The organism is Rhodococcus sp. H29-C3, from assembly GCF_030063405.1.
GTDB lineage: Bacteria > Actinomycetota > Actinomycetes > Mycobacteriales > Mycobacteriaceae > Rhodococcoides.
The window spans coordinates 568,471-584,186 of record NZ_JASITC010000002.1 but is presented as its reverse complement, the minus strand read 5'-3'; the positions used below and the strand labels follow the sequence as shown (position 1 = coordinate 584,186).

The following is a 15,716-nucleotide window of genomic DNA, read 5'->3' as shown; positions in this document are numbered from 1 at the left end:
GCCGAGTGTAGGAGTCTGGACTTCCACACCGTTGGCAGGAGAAAAGCAGATGACAGACACGCCTGTCGCAACACTGAAGATGGTCACCCTGGACTGCCCCGACCCGCCGAGCAGCGCGAAGTTCTGGTCTGAACTACTCGGCTGGAGCGTCGTCCATTCCGAGAGGGACTACGCGATGCTCGACGGCCCGAGCAGTGCCCTTGGATTCGGCCGCGTCGAGGACTACGTTGCACCGGCGTGGCCCAATACGCACGGCAGCAAGCAATATCACTTCGATCTTGCGGTGACGGACCTCGACGATGCGGCGAAGAAGGCCGTCGAACTCGGCGCGAGCCTCCCCGAGGACCAACCGGGCGAAACGTGGCGGGTGCTACTGGACCCGGCCGGCCATCCCTTCTGTCTGACGAAAGCCGAGAACTGGGGCAGCAGCTAGCCGAGCCAGTCCAGTACCGCTGCCGCCGTCCACGACTGCTGCATACTGCCGAGCGGTTCACCGGTGAACGGCTCGTAGTACTCGGCGAAACTCCCGTCGCTGGCCTGACGCAGTCCTTCTTCACGCAGCGTCAACGACCGCTCGGCCCATCCACGCCGGGAGAATGCCCACGAGAACAACCAGGTCATGACCGGCCACACCGGTCCGCGCCAATACTCCCGTGCGCGAAAGTCTTTCGAGACCGGCGACGTCGACGGCGGAACAGCGAACAGCAGATCCGGATGTCCGCAGAATCGGGTGCCTTCGAACATCCGCAATAGCGTGCGTTCCTGTTCGCGTGGCAACCCTCCGCACAGCAGGGGAGCGAACATCGCGATCGTGTCGGTGGAGATCCAGCGGCCCGCCCGGACGTCGTAGTCTCGGGCCGCCCCGGAACGCTGATCGGTCGTTGCGACTACGCCCTTGCGAAACTTCTCGGCCCACTCGCGCAGGTCTCGGACGTCGGAGTGTGGTTTGGAATGCTCCTCACCGATGGTCGCGAGCACATCGCACGCCATCGAGAAGATGGCGCTGACGAAAACGTCCTCCACGGCGAAGCTCATCTTTTCTGCCAGCACCGCGTCGTCGTAGCCCACTTGTTTCATCTCTTCGACCAACCAGATGTAGCGGTCGTATTCACTGTTGCTCGGACGCATCGACAGATCGGTGATCACCGCGTGGTCCTCGCGGACGTAGGGCGGCATCTGCCCGGCGACGACATTGGCATACGAGCTATCCCAGCGCGGGGAGTTGTCCATGCCCGACTCCCAGCCATGGAACAACGTGATGCGGCCGCTGCCCTCGATGTCGCGCGCCGTGGCGAGCCATCGATGCCACCGGACGAGGTTCTCCCACCGACGATCCAGAAACTCCTCGGCGACGGCCCGAGTGGTCCGACCGTGTCGCTTCGAGTGATCGAGGATGCGCTGCACCGCAATGGCATGCACCGGCGGCTGCGTGATCCCCGACGTCTGCGGCCCGACTGGCGCGTGTACGGCCAGTTCCCTCGTCTCCCACCGCGCTGGTCCAGGGAAGTAGCCGTCGACGCCGTTGGCGAAGACGATGTGCGGAATCATGCCGTTCTTCCACTGCGCGGACAGCAGGGTATCCAGCTCCACCACGGCTCGTTCGACGCTGAGCGGCGCGAGTCCGACCGACACGAAGGCCGCATCCCAGCTCCACATATGTGGATACAGCCGCGGTGCGGCGCTGGTCATGGTGCCCAAGTCGTTGCCGCGGAGAAGATAAGCAGCTCGAGCGGCCAGTTGTGTCGAAGTGAATCCACGGTCGCCCATGGTTCTAGTTTGCGTCTGTTTTGGGTTTCTCGCGCATCGGACTCGATCGAGGACTGAACTTGTCCGCAATCGCTCGTACCTTTGTCTTCACCAGCAACGAAGGGAACTTTCATGACACTCACCGGTGAGAAGGCCGACATTGCAAGAATGCTCGCCGACCAGCGCAAGAACTTTCTGTACACGGTTCGGGGGATCACCGATGAGCAGGCCAGCCAACGAACAACCGTCAGCGACCTCACCCTCGGCGGACTGCTCAACCACGTCGTCAACAACGAGCGTTCCTGGATGGGAATCATCGCTGCCATGGATGAATCCGCCGAGTTCGACTTGTCCCGAATGGAGACCGAATACGTGATGAGTCCGGGCCAGAGCGTCGCCGGCCTCGTCGAGGAGTTCGCCCTGGTCGCTGCCGCATCGGAAGCGGCAATCGCCGATCTCGACCTCGACCTCGACGTCCAGGTACCACTCCCGACCGCGCCGTGGGCTCCGGAACGCTCGTGGCAGTCGGTGCGCTACACCCTGCTCCACATCTTGCGAGAGTGCGCTCAGCACGCCGGCCACGCCGACATCATCCGGGAATCCCTCGACGGCGGGAACACGACGATGTCCATGGGGGCCGAAGCAGGCATGACGTTCGACTAGGTAAGCGCAATGACTAGTTTGGACTCATGACTGCAGCAGCATTGGCTCGAACAGCTTTGGTGACGGGTGCGAGCCGAGGCCTCGGTGCGGCGATTGCGCGGCAACTTGCATCCGATCACCACGTGTACCTGGGCGGACGGTCTTCGGAATCACTCGCTTCGATCGCCGGCGAACTCGGTACCGGCACGCCCTGGCCGGTGGATCTCACCGATCACGACGCCGTCGCCGCCGCAGTGCAGCCGATTGAGTCGCTCGATGTTCTGGTACACAACGCCGGCATCGCGGCACTCGGCACGATCGAGGAGTCGTCGGTCGAGGATTGGCGTCGCCAGTACGAGAGCAATGTCCTGTCGGTGGTTGCACTGACCCAGCTATTGCTGCCTGCACTGCGGCGCGCTGGCGGACATGTGGTCCTGATCAATTCGGGTGCCGGCATCCGGGCCAACCCTGGGTGGGGCGGATATGCGGCGTCGAAATTCGCGTTGCGGGCCTTCGCCGATGCGCTGCGCCAGGAAGAGCCGTCGTTGCGTGTGACGTCGGTGCACCCCGGGAGGATCGACACCGATATGCAACGCGCAATCGTCGAGCACGAAGGCGGGGAATACGACGGGTCGAAGTTTCTGCAGGCGGGATCCGTCGCGCTGGCCGTTCGGAACGCTATCGACACCCCAGCCGACACCCATCCGACCGAGATCGTGCTCAGGTCGAGGTAGACAACAACCGAGCCCGTCACCGATATCCTCACCACAGCAGCACCGGACGTGGGTGACAGCTACCCCTGAAGAATTACAAGACCGCCTGCAGTCTGTACAACGAAATATCCAACACGGGTCTCCTCGAGATAGGAATGCAAAGTATGGGTAGCTGGAAACCTTTTGTTTCAGGAAAAGACCCAGATCCGCGATTCACGCTCGCCAACGAACGGACGTACCTGGCCTGGATTCGCACCGCGACGGCATTTGTGGCATCGGGTGTCGGACTCGAAGCTTTCGGCGCCGACATCCTTCCGTCGACAACGCGTTCTGCTTTGGCAGCCTTACTGTTGATCGGTGGAGCATTGATCACTGTCACCTCGTTTTTTCACTGGATCAGTTCGGAACGAGCGTTGAGAGCGGAACGCACGCTTCCGATTCCCTTGATGGCTCCGGCGGTGGGGGTGATCCTGGTGATCTGTGCAACGGTACTGGTGATTGGCGTCGTGAGCTGAAATGACCACGCTTCGTTCCGAAAACGTGCCGAAGTCTCCGGACGGGGGTCTGCAGTCCGAACGCACGTCGCTTTCATTTGTGCGTACAAGTTTGTCGATCCTAGGTTTGTCCGCAGCATGTTTGCGATGGCTGCCACCATTCGGAGCGGCATCATTGATCGGGCCATTGATTGCCGCTTTGCTGATAATCGCAGTGACGATATTCGAACGCCGTTCGAGGCCTGCACGCTTGGCGCTGTTCACAACCGAAAAGGCAACACCTGCGTTGGCGATGGGTGGCGTGCTGGCGATGAGTCTGATCGTACTGAGCGCGTCAGGGTTGTGGATCTTGCTCAAATGAACCGGCACTTCATCCCGTCCGGTGATTCCGTCCGACGAGCGTGCCGAGCCTCGGTCTTTCCTGCCAATGAGATGCAAGTAGGTTCCGGCGATCCCCTGCGTCCACGACTTTGATCCATCTCTCGAATCCTGAATTACCACTATGTAATTCGTTGAAGCAACGTCGGCGAGCCCATGCAGCCTGAGCAGGTATTTCGCCCGATAAGATCTTCGGATCCGGCTTTTGTACACCGCGATCATGGAATAATCGATGAGATGCAGGTAACACCTGCGCCCCCTCCGGCGACATACTCGTCGATCGGCGCATACGAACTTCACAGGTTGTTCGCACACGCGGCCGAATGACCGAAGACTTTTGATCCCGGAGGTTCAGCATGACCGTCGTCAACGATCTCTCGCACCCCTCTATCACGGGAATCGTCGACCGGTCATCCACCACGTATCCGAGGCCGACGATTCTGCCGATCCGCGTCGCGGGAACACGGGCACCCGTCTTCTGCATTCATCCGATCGACGGACTCGCCTCCTGCTACGCGTCATTGGCTGCGCACCTGGACGAAGAGCAGCCTATCTACGGTGTTCAAGCGCCCACACCCGGTGAGAATTGGAAGTCGCTGACGGCTCTCGCGGCTTACTACGCCGATAAGATTCTCGCCGCCAACAGTGTGCGACCGATCCACCTTCTCGGACTCTCCTTCGGTGGCCTTCTCGCCCACGCAGTAGCCGTCGTCATGCAGGGGCACGGCGTCGCAGTGGACAGCCTGACCCTGCTCGGCAGCGATCCGCTGCAGTCCCGCACCGTCGGCACCCCCGCTGAGCTCCAGCACGAGTTGTTGGCCGGCATGAGCGACGATATAGATCGAAGCCACGCCGAGGAACTCCTCGCCGTCGCCACCCACAACGAAGCCCTGGCGCACGGACACTTCCCCGGCGTCTACGTTGGCAGCGCCCTAGTCGTCTCGGCAGAGGGATCCGACGCCGGGCCGGCCTGGCACCCCTTCATCAGTGGGACGGTCGTCAAGTACTTGGTCCCCGACGCCGCCGCGTTCGAGATCGTCGGGCCACTGGTGAACAGCTACACCTGAGCCGCGCCGGGAACCTCACATCGAACGTAGAGCCGATGGCCGTATCGAGGCAGGTCAACCCACAGATCAGGTCGATGCAACGTGGAATCTCACCGCAGCGTCGAATCGAGCCAGTCCATTGTCTGCATGCCGTACAGGTCGGTGCCCCACCCGTACGGGTCCGTGAGGGTCTTGCTCATCGAGCAGTCGCTAGGCGCATATGTCACGTCGGTGCCCCCGGCCCGGTACTTCTCGACGAGGTCTCGGGAGTCCTGCGCGGGCACCAAGGACATCGGCGAGTCGTCGGCGCCACATGAGGTGATGAGGACTTTGGCCTGCGGCGCACGCTTGCCGAGCTTGTTGTCCTCGAAAGCCGGCTGGAAATCGGGGATGTCGACGGGGCTCTGTCCGTCGATGAACAGCGTCTGCAACGGCACGAAGGGCATGGCGAAGTACGCCGGTGTCTGGCACTGCGTGCGGTAGAAGGAAGCGATCTCCTTGCCGATCGGAGTGAGCTTTTCGTCGATCTTCATCTCCGGGTACCAGGGCTCGAGGCCCAGCAGGTTGGCGAACGCGAAGCCGGAGCCTACGGAACCGTCGGCGGTGCGCATGAAGTTCTTTTGGTTGACGACCATGCCCTCGAGCACGGCGGACTTGACGTTGAGCTCGGGCGCATACTCCTGTTGGATCTCTGCGGCCACTGCGGCGCCGACGCCGCCTCCCGCGATGCCGAAGATACCGATCGGCGCCTCCTTGCTCAGACCCGTCTCCTGTACCTGCAGTGCGGCGCGAAGCCCGTCGAGATTGGACTGTCCGCCGAACTTGCCCGCGAACACGCCGTGCGGGTCCGAGTCACCGCCATTGCCGACGTCGCTGATCATGACTGCGTAGCCCTTGTCGAGCATCAGCGTCAGTGGCCCCACCGCCGACCACGTTGCGCTATCGAGGGGATTCGCGCCGGTCCACAGGCTGCTCGGGTGGCAGTAGGCGCCGACGCTGTCGTTGGCTTCCTGGTAGCCGATGATCGGGCGGTCCACGTTGTCTCGGCCGTCGATCGGGATCAGCAAGATACCGGTGCTGATCGCCGGCATGTCGTCGACGCCGCGGGTCACGTACATGACCTTGTAGGCGTCGAGGTTGCCCGGCTGGAAACCGGCGAACATCACCTGCACGGGCTGCGACTCGAGCAGCATTCCGGGAGCCTCGTTGCCGGTCAGCTCAGGCTCGTCGTAGAAAGAGTCGTTGGGCGTCAGCGCTTCAGTGATCTCGTCCACCGTGGCGAACTCGCCGTCCTCGAGCATGCCCGTCGTGTAGTCGGTGAAAATCTCGTCGAGCCCGGGGGTGCTCACCGGTTCCGTCTGTGCCACCGACTGCGCGCCGAAGACGACTGCGATGGAGGCGACCGTGGCTGTGAAAAGTGTGGTTGCGCGTTTCATGCGAACGTCACCGTGGTTCCCTCCAGTGCAGATTGGAGAATCTGCGGAATGTTCCGCAGCGGGCGTGCGCCCTCGAGCTTCTGATCGTATGGCTCGCGCAGCTCGGACTCGAGCTGCGGCCAATTGTTCGCCATTATCGCCTTGTACTTGGGCAGTAGCTCGGCGGAGATGTAGTCCCACCGCTGATCGAATACCGACCAATTCCAGCTGGGGAGCGGCGTGGTCAGGGTAGCGACGCGCCCGTCGGCCAGCGTGGCACTGATGGCGACCGGCTTGTACGAGCGCGGCGCGACTACCCCGGCCACCGACGGCGAGGCGGCGATGGTCGACGCGTAGGTGATGGCCTCGCCGACGTCGCCCTTGTAGTTGCGGACGTCGTCCCATTGCGACCTGATCACCTCGCCCTGCTCGCGCTGCAGCAGCACGCGGTTGCCTGCGGCGATGCGGTCATGGTCACCCGAGGCGACATCGCTCCAGGCGTTGAGGACGGTGTCGTCGAACAGCCCGGCGCGGTGCATCTGTTCCAGCGCGGGGAGGCCCTCGGTGACATACGCATGGTGCATGGGCATCAGGTCGGAAAAGATGTTCTTCTGCATCACCAAGATCTCGCCGAGGGTCTGCTGCAGGTCCTCGGGGGTGATGGTGGCACCCGATCGAGCGAGCGCCTGCAGCCCCTTGGGCAGAAGAGCCACCGCTTCGGGGCCGAGCACCTGAAGGGTCTGCTCGACGATGGCGTTGGCTGCCTGCGCCATCCCGGGGAAATCGTAGATCCCGGACATCAGCTCGAAGTCGATCAGGCCGCCACCGAAATCTGCGCCCACGAGTCCGCCCATACCAGCCCACTGCAACTCGCGGTGGCTCAACTGCAGACCCACGTAGTAGCTGTAGGAGTCGATCAGGTTCTGCCGGTTGGCCTCGACGCCCGCACGCGGGTCCCAGGTCATGAGGTCGATGCCGGCAGCCTCGGTGACATCGACCAGGCGGTACTGCAGCAGCAACGCCGCATAACGGGGCGGATCGACACCCTCGCTATCCGCTCGCTCCAGCAGATTCTCGAGTTGTGCCTTGTCATAGGGCAACGCCGGATTCACACCGCCCGGGCCGTGGCCCGCATCGCGGTTGATGAGCGGCAGATCCAGGAATGGCGCAAGTTCTGCGGAGATGGCGGGGGTCGCGTCTGCGAACCCGACGCCCAGCGGCATCATGAGCACGGCGGCGGTGGCCGTGGCGATCGCCCTGCTCCATCTTGGACGTGCGGTGCGGACGGGGGTTCGAGTCGACAACTTCACTCCTGCAAGAGGACAATCCGGGGATCCAGCGGTTCGGCGGGCGCGGACCCGATCCCTCGAAAATCCGCTACACCGCGTCAGTTTCTGGAACCATCCGCCGAACAGGGGAAGACTCTACACAGACAACGTGCAGCCACCTGTGGTTCCTGATCTGCTGGTGCAAAACACCGTTGACCACTGTTCTTCGCGCGTACCGTTGGTGTGGTGACGACAGCGGTCCGTCAGGCAGATCTGGTCTGTGAAGGCGGCGGGGTCAAAGGCATCGGCCTCGTCGGAGCTGTTCATGCGCTCGCCGAGTCGGGCTATGGCTTTCCGCGCGTCGCCGGGTCCAGCGCCGGTGCGGTCGTCGCGGCTTTGGTGGCTGCTTTGCAGCACGCCAAGGAGCCCTTGACGCGATTGCCGGAGATTGCGCAGCGCGTCGACTACCGCAAACTGACCGACCCGTCACTGCTCGGGCGCGTGCCTCTCATCGGCGGCGTCCTTTCGTTGCTCATCTCGGACGGGCTCTATCAGGGGGCCTATCTCGAAGACCTCCTCACCGATACTCTCGCCGAATTCGGTGTCCACACTTTCGGCGATCTACGCACCGGCGAGGAACCGCTGAGCTACGCATATTCGCTGGTGGTGACCGCCAGCGACCTCTCCCGGAAACGTCTTGTCCGGATCCCGTGGGACCTACCGCTCTACGACATCGACCCCGATACCTTCCCAGTCGCAAAGGCGGTGCGGGCCTCGGCGGCGATCCCGTTCCTCTTCCGACCCGTCCAAGTTTCGGGCGCAACCTGGGTCGACGGCGGACTGCTCTCCGACTTCCCCGTCGGATTGTTCGACCGGACCGACACCGTAGAGCCTCGCTGGCCGACATTCGGTGTGCGGCTCACCGCACGACCGGGCACACCCCCGGCTACCCATCACGTGCGCGGGCCCCTGGCCCTCGGTATAGCCGCGATCGACACCTTGTTCACCAACCAGGACGCCGCCTACGTCGATTCACCCTGCACGGTGCGGCGCACGGTGTTCGTCCCTACCGAGTCGATCAGCGCCGTGGATTTCGACATCACCGACGCGCAAAGACAGACCCTCTACAACAACGGTGTCCGTGCTGCGCAACAGTTTCTGAGCACCTGGGATTTCGCCGACTACCTCACCGCCTGCCGGACACCTCCGGTCTGAAATCCGGGACTGCATGATGGGAAAATCCACTCCTACACAGCGCGGTCGCTGGCCTCCCAGTACCGCGCGCGTAGTGCCTTCTTGTCGAGTTTACCGAGCGGTGTCAGCGGCAGGCTGTCCACGAAATCAATGCTCTTGGGTGCGTGCACTGACCCCTTGGCTGCTTTCACCCGCTCGACCAGCTCGTCCGTCGCGACAGTGAGCCCGCCGCGCAGAACCACGCACGCTTTGACGGCTTCACCCCACTTGTCGTCCGGTACACCCACAACCGCCACGGAGGCGACAGACGGGTGCGCGGAGATCACGTCCTCGATCTCGCGCGGAAACACATTGAAGCCGCCGGTCACGATCATGTCCTTCTTGCGATCGACGATGGACAGAAAGCCGTCGACGTCCTTGCGCGCGATGTCGCCGGTGTGCAGCCAGCCGCCGCGGAAGGCTTCTGCGGTCTCGACAGGTTTCTTCCAATACCCTTTCATCACCAAGGGGCCTCGGACACAGATCTCGCCCAGTTCGCCCTGCGGCACTTCGTTCAAGTCGTCGTCGAGCAGTCGGACGTCGAGCCACGCCACCGGACGGCCACACGTGGCAAGTCGGGCGGGGTCGTCGGCGAGGTGCTCTTCCTTACGGAGCACCGAGATGGTCATGCCGCACTCGGTCTGACCGTAGAACTGGAAGAAGATCTGACCGAACTTCTCGATGCCTTCCTGCAAACGTGCCGGCGACATCGCGGATGCCCCGTAGAAAAGCGTCTGCAGACTGGAGACGTCCCGTTTCTCGAGGTCCGGATGGTCCATGAGCATGTAGATCATGGTGGGCACCAACATGGTTGCGGTGATCTTGTGCTTTTCGATCGCCTCGAGAACCGCTCCGGGTTCGAAAGCAGGCAGGACGATCAGCGCGCCTCCGCGCAGCAGCGTCGGAGTGAAGAACGCGGCACCGGCATGCGATAGCGGCGTGCAGATGAGGAAACGGTTCTCCTCGGGCCATTGCCATTCCGACATCTGGATCTGATTGAGCGCGGCGCCTGAACGGAAGGATCCGACAACGCCTCTGGGCTTTCCTGTGGTGCCACCGGTGTACACCATGCTGCTGGCGTCCTCGGCATCGACGTGCGCGGCTGTGAGAGCGGCAGGCTCGAATGTGGCCGCGAGAGCCAGAATGTCGATGCCCACCTTGGAGGGCCCCATCGACAGGATCGTGGTCAACGACGGCGACGACGCTTTCAACTCTGCGGCGCGGTCCTCGAAAGCGTCGGGATCGAAGATGAGGGTCTCGATCTCGGCGTCGTCGACGATGTACTTGTGGTCGTCTAGTGAACCCATCGGATTGAGGGCGCTGGCGCGACAACCGGTGATCATGGTTGCGCCCATGCTGACGAGCACTTCGGGACGATTCTTGGACAGCATCACCGTGCTGGTGCCCTGGGTGATGCCGAGCGACGCGAGTGCTTGGGCGAAACAGCTGATCTGATCGCGCATCTGTCCGCCGGTGAGAACAACGTCGCCGATGTACAACGCCGGCTTGTCGTGGTTCCGTTCGAGGGCGGTAAGGAGCAGGTCCGGAGCGTAAATCGGCCGGTGGAGGTCAGCAAACTCGTCTGGCATCTGGTCTTCCTTCTGCTCGGCCTGCCCGGTTCCGAAACGGATAACGCAACCGGAACGGTGAGACGGGCAGGTGCCCACGGTTCGGTGACGCCTTAGAGGGTAAGCGAAGTCACACCTGGTTCGAGGCTCGGGTCGAGCTATCCGCGATCCTTCTTCCTGCTGACGTGGTGGCCTGCGGGTAGGCGAGGAGATCCTGCCTGCGATCGAAGCGATCGGTAGCCGAATCCGGTTCTTCTCGAAGCCGGTTCTTCTCGAAGCCGGTTCTTCCCGAAGCGCTGTGCGGCGGACGATTGCTCTAACTCCCGACGGACTGGACAGCCGCCTTCACATGATGCCGACCCAGGGGAAGCATGAGCGGCTTTCCGGATGTCGGGTCGACGATGATGCGATTGTTCAACCCGAAGACAGTGCGTACGCAGTCCTCTGTCAACACTTCACCCGGACTGCCCGAGGCGTGAATGTGTCCGTCCGCCAACGCAATCAGGTGGTCCGAGTAACGGGTGGCAAGATTCAGATCGTGCAGCACCATCACAATCGTCGTGCCGCGTCTGCGGTTGAGGTCGGTGAGCAGATCGAGTACTTCCACCTGGTGGCTGACGTCGAGGAACGTCGTCGGCTCGTCGAGCAGCAGTAGATCCGTGTGTTGCGCGAGGGCCATCGCGATCCACACTCGTTGGCGCTGACCACCGGACAGCTCGTCGACGGCACGGTCGGCCAACGCTGCGGTCTGGGTGAGATCGAGCGCGTCGGCGACTACGACGTCGTCCTCACGGGACCATCGCGCGAACATTCCCTGATGTGGATGGCGTCCACGGCCGACGAGATCGCTGACGGTGATGCCCTCGGGGGCGATCGGTGACTGTGGGAGCAGACCGAGGACGCGGGCCAATGCCTTCGCCGGCAGCCGATGCACGTCTCGGCCGTCGAGCAGGACATGCCCGTGCTGCGGTTTCAGCAGCCGCGACATCGACCGCAGCAGAGTCGATTTGCCGCAGGCGTTCGCGCCGACGATCGAGGTGATCTTCCCCGGAGACACCGACAGATCGAGGTCGCCGATCACGGTTCGGTCCCCGTAGCCGAGGGTCAGATGCTCGATCTCGAGTGAATGGGTGGTGGTCACAGTGTGCCTCCGACGCGGTTGCTACGGATGATGAGGTAGATGAGGTACGGCGCACCGAGGACACCGGTGACGATCCCCACCGGATAGCGGGTGCCCAGGCCGTACTGACCGACAAAATCGGCAACGAGAACAAGCAGCGCACCGACGAGCCCAGCGGGAACCAGCAAAGACCCGGCCGCTCCGACGATGCGTGCGGCTATGGGACCGGACAGGAAGGCCACGAACGCAATCGGTCCCGTCGCCGCCGTCGCGAAAGCTATGAGCCCGACGGCTGCCACGATGACGATCAGCCGTGTTCGACTGACCCGCACCCCGAGAGCAGGAGCCATATCGTCACCGAGCTGTGTGACGGCAAGGTTCCGGCTCTGCATCAACAGCACTGGCGTCAGGACGGCCATGGCCACGAGAACGGGTACGACGGAGGACCACGTTGTTCCGTTGAGACTGCCCGTCAACCACCGTGTCGCCTCCTGCAGATCCCATTGACCTGCGCGGGAGAGGATGTAGGCGGTGACGCTGTCGAGCATCGCGGCAATACCGATGCCGATGAGAATCAAGCGGGTGCCGACGATCCCGTCCTTGAACGAGAGCACGTAGACCATCAGCGCCACCGCCAACCCACTGACGATGGCGAAAATCGATACCTGCGTCGCACCGAGTCCGAGAGTGACGATCGCGAATGCGGCTGCGGCACTGGACCCGGCGCTGATTCCGATGATGTCGGGACTGGCGAGTGGATTGCGCAGCATCGTCTGAAAGGTCACGCCCGCGATGCCGAAGCAGAACCCGGCGGTGATCGCGAGGACCGCGCGGGGAAGTCGAAGGCGGCCGACGGTATAGCTTGCCCCGGCCACGTCCTGACCGAGAAGAACGCGGACTACCTCGGCCGGTGGGTAGAAGGTCCGACCCACCATCAGGGTGACCGCGAAACCGCACACGATGAGCAGTGCCAACACTGCCATCGTCGTTCGTCGACGTTTCGAGCGGCTGCTGCGGCCGCGGGCCACCATCTCTACGGTGGGCCGATCTACGACGCTCACAATGCGGATACCTTCTGGCGTCGAACGATGTAGATGAAGAACGGTGCTCCGACGAGCGCGGTGATGATGCCGACGTCGATCTCGGCCGGCCGGGCGACGATGCGTCCGACGATGTCCCCGGCAGTGAGAAGCACCGCCCCACCGAGTGCCGAATACGGAAGCAACCACCGATGGTCGACGCCGACGATCAGCCGGCATACGTGCGGAACCACAAGCCCCACAAATCCGATTGGACCCGTGACGGCAGTGACTGCCCCGCACAGAATGACCGCACCTGCTGCCGCGGCCCCACGCGTGAGTGCGACGCGTTCGCCGAGACCGGCAGCGAGCTCGTCGCCCAGCGCCAGCGAGTTGAGGCCACGAGCCGATGCGAGGGAGATCGCGAACCCGACGAGTAGGAACGGCAGGATCATCCAGATTCTGTCGAAGACAGCACCGCCGACTCCACCGATCTGCCACGACCGGATGCCGCCTGCCAAGTCGCTGCGCGGCAACGCAATTGCACTGACGAAGGAAATGAGCGCAGCCGAGGTGACGGCACCGGCCAACGCCAACTTCAACGGCGTCGCACCGCCGCGCCCGAGGGACCCGATGGCGTAGACGAACACCGCAGTGACGGCTGCTCCGAGGATGGCCACCCAGACGAAACTCGTCGCCGCAGCGAGACCGAAGAACGTGATGCCACTGACAACCGCAAGTGAAGCGCCCATGTTCACACCGAGAATTCCGGGGTCCGCCAACGGATTACGCGTCACTCCCTGCATGACCGCACCGGAGATACCCAACGCTGCACCGGCCAGGAGGGCCAGCACCGTGCGCGGAAGTCTCGTGGCCACCGCGGCCTGGTCGAACCCTTCCTTGGATCCACCCAGGGCCGCGATGATGTCGTCGAACCCGACCTCACGTGAACCGACCGTGATCGAGGCGAAAACCAACGCCACGAGCACTGCGGTGAGCACGATAAGTCCGGTCGACTTCAGCAGTGCCGGCTTTCGAACGGGTGCTGTTTCCGACGTCAGGGTCTGCGTCACTGCGCGGAGTCAGCTGCTCGATCCAGAAGATCCAGGTAGTCCTCCAGAACCCAGGAGATCGACAAAGGAGTCGGGTTCGATGCGGTGCCGATCGGGCCGTCACTGGGAAGTGCGACGATCGCGTCGTTCTTCACTGCGGGCATCTGCGAGAGCAGTGGGTCGGCCTCGAGCGCACTGACCAGCTCGTCGCCGCCGTAGGTGATGATGATCTCCACGTCGCTGAACGCATCGGCCTGCTCGGCGCTCTGCTTCAGGCTGAATTTGTCGGTCGACGCCGACGCCGCGGCGACACTCGGCGGGGTGACCATCCCCAGGTCCTCGAAGAACTTCGCGCGCGTGTCGTGCGTGGTGTAGAAGCTGACCTCGCTCAAATTCGTCGTATCGACGTGGGTGAGGAACATTGCCGACTTGCCGGCGATCGCCGGATGCTGTGCCACGGCATCGTCGATCTGTGCGTCGAGGTCGGCGATCAGCTGTTGGCCTTCCTCGGCCATGCCGAGCGCCTTACTGCTGACCGAGATCATGTCGCGCCATGGCGTACCCCACGCGGTTTCCGGGTAAGCGACGACCGGTGCGATATCGCTGAGCTGATCGTAAACTTCTTGTGTCAGACCGGAATACGCTGCCAGTATGACGTCGGGCTCAGTGTCGGCGACGGCTTCGAAGTCGACGCCGTCGGTCTCGTCGAAGAGGACCGGTGCGTCGCCGCCCAGTTCGTCGAGCTTCTCACTTACCCAGGGGAGGATGCCGTCGCCGTCGTCGTCACCGAAGTTCGCCGCGGCCATGCCGACCGGCACGATCCCAAGCGCCAGCGGCACCTCTTGGTTGGCCCAGTTGACGGTGGCGACGCGCTCGGGCTTGTTCTCGATCTTCGTCGTGCCGAGAGCATGCTCGATGGTGACGGGCGTCCAGTCCGCGCTGGTCGTCGGGGAGGCTTCGTCCGAGCTGCTGGATGAGCAAGAAGCCAGACCGACTGTGAGCGCGGCGGCCGCGGACAGAACAAGAAAGCGGGAGACGTTGGACATGAGTTCCTTCGGGGTTCTGACGCAGAGCGTCGCGCATAGTCCTGCGGCAGTGCAGGTTTGGAAAGCCCGCGTACGCCGACGTCTATGCCGCAACTCCGGTGAAGCAAGGATTTCCTCACCTAAGATAGTGCACCCTCAGTAAGTACGCAATCACGCCAAATGGACAGCGTTTGTCGCCGAACGGACACGCCGTGGTCGTACTACTGAGCGCGGAACTGTCCCGGGCTCATACCGCTGACTCTCCGGAAAGACGCACCGAACGCGCTCACGGACCGAAAGCCCACCGCGACGGCTATCTCCTCGATCGCATCGCCTCGAGCCAGCATGGACATCGCATGCTGAGTGCGAACACCCGCAACCCACTCCCGGAAGCTCGAGCCGGTCTCCGCGTGAAAAACGCGAGTGATCGTTCGAGTGCTCACCTTCAGTCGAAGGGCCCACTGCTCGAGCGTCGTCGAATCGTCGGGGCGAGCTCGAACAGTGCTCACGATAGGTGCCACCAGCTCGGACTGCGGTATGCGGATGAGCAGTTCCCGGGCGGTGGGCGCGAGAACATCGAGCACCATCGCCTCCGTAGTGACACGCGAAGAATCCGACAGTGGCTCGGTGTTGAGGCGATCGAGCAGCAGCCGGAGCATCGGGGTGATATCGACGCCGACGGGATCGGGTGCGATCGCCGGGGCATCCTGCACTCGGAATTGTGCCGTGCGCATCCGAGTTCCAGATGGAAACCACCCGGAATGCAACAGCCCCGCCGGAATCCACAGGCCCACCGTCGTGGTGATGGTCCAGATGCGCGAGCCGATCGTAGCGGTGGATGCACCCCACTCGTTCCACAGCAGCTCGTGGGTCGGATGCGAATGCTCCTCGAACCAGGTGTCAGTTGTGATCACCTCGTCCCAGCCGTCGATGACATACGGCATCGCAATCTCGCCGGCCGCATAAATCGGAAGCGTGCGTGTGTCCATCGTCGTCA

At 63.0% G+C, this 15,716-nt stretch carries 16 protein-coding genes; 7 read left to right on the top strand and 9 right to left on the bottom strand.

Features of this window, described 5'->3' with window-relative positions:
- Positions 1-49: 49 nt before the first annotated feature.
- Positions 50-433 carry a VOC family protein gene (locus QMK32_RS06780; RefSeq protein ID WP_283473843.1) on the top strand — a complete coding sequence of 128 codons (384 nt, stop codon included), beginning with the start codon at positions 50-52 and terminating at the stop codon, positions 431-433.
- Here QMK32_RS06780 and ggh read toward each other — a convergent pair.
- On the bottom strand, positions 430-1,767 hold the full coding sequence (gene ggh / locus QMK32_RS06775) for a glucosylglycerate hydrolase (RefSeq protein WP_283473842.1): 1,338 nt from the start codon (positions 1,765-1,767) through the stop codon (positions 430-432). The genes QMK32_RS06780 and ggh overlap by 4 nt on opposite strands.
- Positions 1,768-1,878: 111 nt before the next feature.
- Between ggh and QMK32_RS06770 the strand changes: the two genes are divergently transcribed.
- The 5 genes from QMK32_RS06770 (at position 1,879) to QMK32_RS06750 (ending at position 5,040) form a co-directional block, all read left to right on the top strand.
- Positions 1,879-2,409 (top strand): DinB family protein, encoded by a 531-nt coding sequence (locus QMK32_RS06770; RefSeq protein ID WP_283473841.1) that lies wholly within the window; start codon positions 1,879-1,881, stop codon positions 2,407-2,409.
- Between the two features lie 26 nt (positions 2,410-2,435).
- Positions 2,436-3,122, top strand: a complete 687-nt coding sequence (locus QMK32_RS06765; protein WP_283473840.1) for an SDR family oxidoreductase — start codon at positions 2,436-2,438, stop codon at positions 3,120-3,122.
- Positions 3,123-3,265: 143 nt separating this feature from the next.
- On the top strand, positions 3,266-3,616 hold the full coding sequence (locus QMK32_RS06760) for a YidH family protein (RefSeq protein ID WP_269302012.1): 351 nt from the start codon (positions 3,266-3,268) through the stop codon (positions 3,614-3,616).
- Position 3,617: 1 nt separating this feature from the next.
- Positions 3,618-3,956 carry a DUF202 domain-containing protein gene (locus tag QMK32_RS06755; protein ID WP_283473839.1) on the top strand — a complete coding sequence of 113 codons (339 nt, stop codon included), beginning with the start codon at positions 3,618-3,620 and terminating at the stop codon, positions 3,954-3,956.
- Positions 3,957-4,329: 373 nt separating this feature from the next.
- On the top strand, positions 4,330-5,040 hold the full coding sequence (locus tag QMK32_RS06750) for a thioesterase domain-containing protein (RefSeq protein WP_283473838.1): 711 nt from the start codon (positions 4,330-4,332) through the stop codon (positions 5,038-5,040).
- An 89-nt stretch (positions 5,041-5,129) separates the two neighbouring features.
- Here the strand turns inward: QMK32_RS06750 and QMK32_RS06745 are convergent, their stop codons facing one another.
- On the bottom strand, positions 5,130-6,455 hold the full coding sequence (locus QMK32_RS06745; RefSeq protein WP_283473837.1) for a lipase family protein: 1,326 nt from the start codon (positions 6,453-6,455) through the stop codon (positions 5,130-5,132).
- Positions 6,452-7,660: a hypothetical protein gene (locus QMK32_RS06740; protein WP_283474012.1), complete on the bottom strand. Its 1,209-nt coding sequence runs from the start codon at positions 7,658-7,660 to the stop codon at positions 6,452-6,454. The genes QMK32_RS06745 and QMK32_RS06740 overlap by 4 nt, the downstream gene beginning before the upstream one ends.
- Before the next feature lie 288 nt (positions 7,661-7,948).
- Between QMK32_RS06740 and QMK32_RS06735 the strand changes: the two genes are divergently transcribed.
- Positions 7,949-8,917: a patatin-like phospholipase family protein gene (locus QMK32_RS06735; RefSeq protein ID WP_269302009.1), complete on the top strand. Its 969-nt coding sequence runs from the start codon at positions 7,949-7,951 to the stop codon at positions 8,915-8,917.
- Between the two features lie 32 nt (positions 8,918-8,949).
- On the opposite strand, the gene QMK32_RS06730 is transcribed toward QMK32_RS06735, so the two are convergent.
- The 6 genes from QMK32_RS06730 to QMK32_RS06705 form a co-directional block, all read right to left on the bottom strand.
- Positions 8,950-10,524 carry an AMP-binding protein gene (locus tag QMK32_RS06730; protein WP_283473835.1) on the bottom strand — a complete coding sequence of 525 codons (1,575 nt, stop codon included), beginning with the start codon at positions 10,522-10,524 and terminating at the stop codon, positions 8,950-8,952.
- 295 nt (positions 10,525-10,819) lie between these two features.
- Positions 10,820-11,644, bottom strand: coding sequence for an ABC transporter ATP-binding protein (locus tag QMK32_RS06725; RefSeq protein WP_283473834.1), 825 nt, complete (start codon positions 11,642-11,644; stop codon positions 10,820-10,822).
- Positions 11,641-12,654 carry a FecCD family ABC transporter permease gene (locus tag QMK32_RS06720; RefSeq protein ID WP_283474010.1) on the bottom strand — a complete coding sequence of 338 codons (1,014 nt, stop codon included), beginning with the start codon at positions 12,652-12,654 and terminating at the stop codon, positions 11,641-11,643. Before QMK32_RS06720 ends, QMK32_RS06725 begins: the two co-directional genes overlap by 4 nt.
- Positions 12,655-12,680: 26 nt before the next feature.
- On the bottom strand, positions 12,681-13,667 hold the full coding sequence (locus QMK32_RS06715; RefSeq protein ID WP_502943550.1) for a FecCD family ABC transporter permease: 987 nt from the start codon (positions 13,665-13,667) through the stop codon (positions 12,681-12,683).
- Positions 13,668-13,711: 44 nt separating this feature from the next.
- Complete coding sequence (locus QMK32_RS06710) at positions 13,712-14,740, bottom strand: iron-siderophore ABC transporter substrate-binding protein (protein ID WP_269302006.1); 1,029 nt, start codon at positions 14,738-14,740, stop codon at positions 13,712-13,714.
- Between the two features lie 200 nt (positions 14,741-14,940).
- On the bottom strand, positions 14,941-15,708 hold the full coding sequence (locus tag QMK32_RS06705) for a helix-turn-helix domain-containing protein (protein ID WP_283474007.1): 768 nt from the start codon (positions 15,706-15,708) through the stop codon (positions 14,941-14,943).
- Between the last annotated feature and the right edge of the window lie 8 nt (positions 15,709-15,716).

Coding starts and splice junctions, on each gene's coding strand:
- QMK32_RS06765 (WP_283473840.1), top strand. CDS start 2,436: ATGACTGCAGCAGCATTGGCTCGAACAGCTTTGGTGACGGGTGCGAGC.
- QMK32_RS06740 (WP_283474012.1), bottom strand. CDS start 7,660: ATGATGCCGCTGGGCGTCGGGTTCGCAGACGCGACCCCCGCCATCTCC.
- QMK32_RS06710 (WP_269302006.1), bottom strand. CDS start 14,740: ATGTCCAACGTCTCCCGCTTTCTTGTTCTGTCCGCGGCCGCCGCGCTC.
- ggh (WP_283473842.1), bottom strand. CDS start 1,767: ATGGGCGACCGTGGATTCACTTCGACACAACTGGCCGCTCGAGCTGCT.
- QMK32_RS06755 (WP_283473839.1), top strand. CDS start 3,618: ATGACCACGCTTCGTTCCGAAAACGTGCCGAAGTCTCCGGACGGGGGT.
- QMK32_RS06705 (WP_283474007.1), bottom strand. CDS start 15,708: ATGGACACACGCACGCTTCCGATTTATGCGGCCGGCGAGATTGCGATG.
- QMK32_RS06780 (WP_283473843.1), top strand. CDS start 50: ATGACAGACACGCCTGTCGCAACACTGAAGATGGTCACCCTGGACTGC.
- QMK32_RS06770 (WP_283473841.1), top strand. CDS start 1,879: ATGACACTCACCGGTGAGAAGGCCGACATTGCAAGAATGCTCGCCGAC.
- QMK32_RS06730 (WP_283473835.1), bottom strand. CDS start 10,524: ATGCCAGACGAGTTTGCTGACCTCCACCGGCCGATTTACGCTCCGGAC.
- QMK32_RS06720 (WP_283474010.1), bottom strand. CDS start 12,654: ATGGTGGCCCGCGGCCGCAGCAGCCGCTCGAAACGTCGACGAACGACG.
- QMK32_RS06745 (WP_283473837.1), bottom strand. CDS start 6,455: ATGAAACGCGCAACCACACTTTTCACAGCCACGGTCGCCTCCATCGCA.
- QMK32_RS06760 (WP_269302012.1), top strand. CDS start 3,266: ATGGGTAGCTGGAAACCTTTTGTTTCAGGAAAAGACCCAGATCCGCGA.
- QMK32_RS06750 (WP_283473838.1), top strand. CDS start 4,330: ATGACCGTCGTCAACGATCTCTCGCACCCCTCTATCACGGGAATCGTC.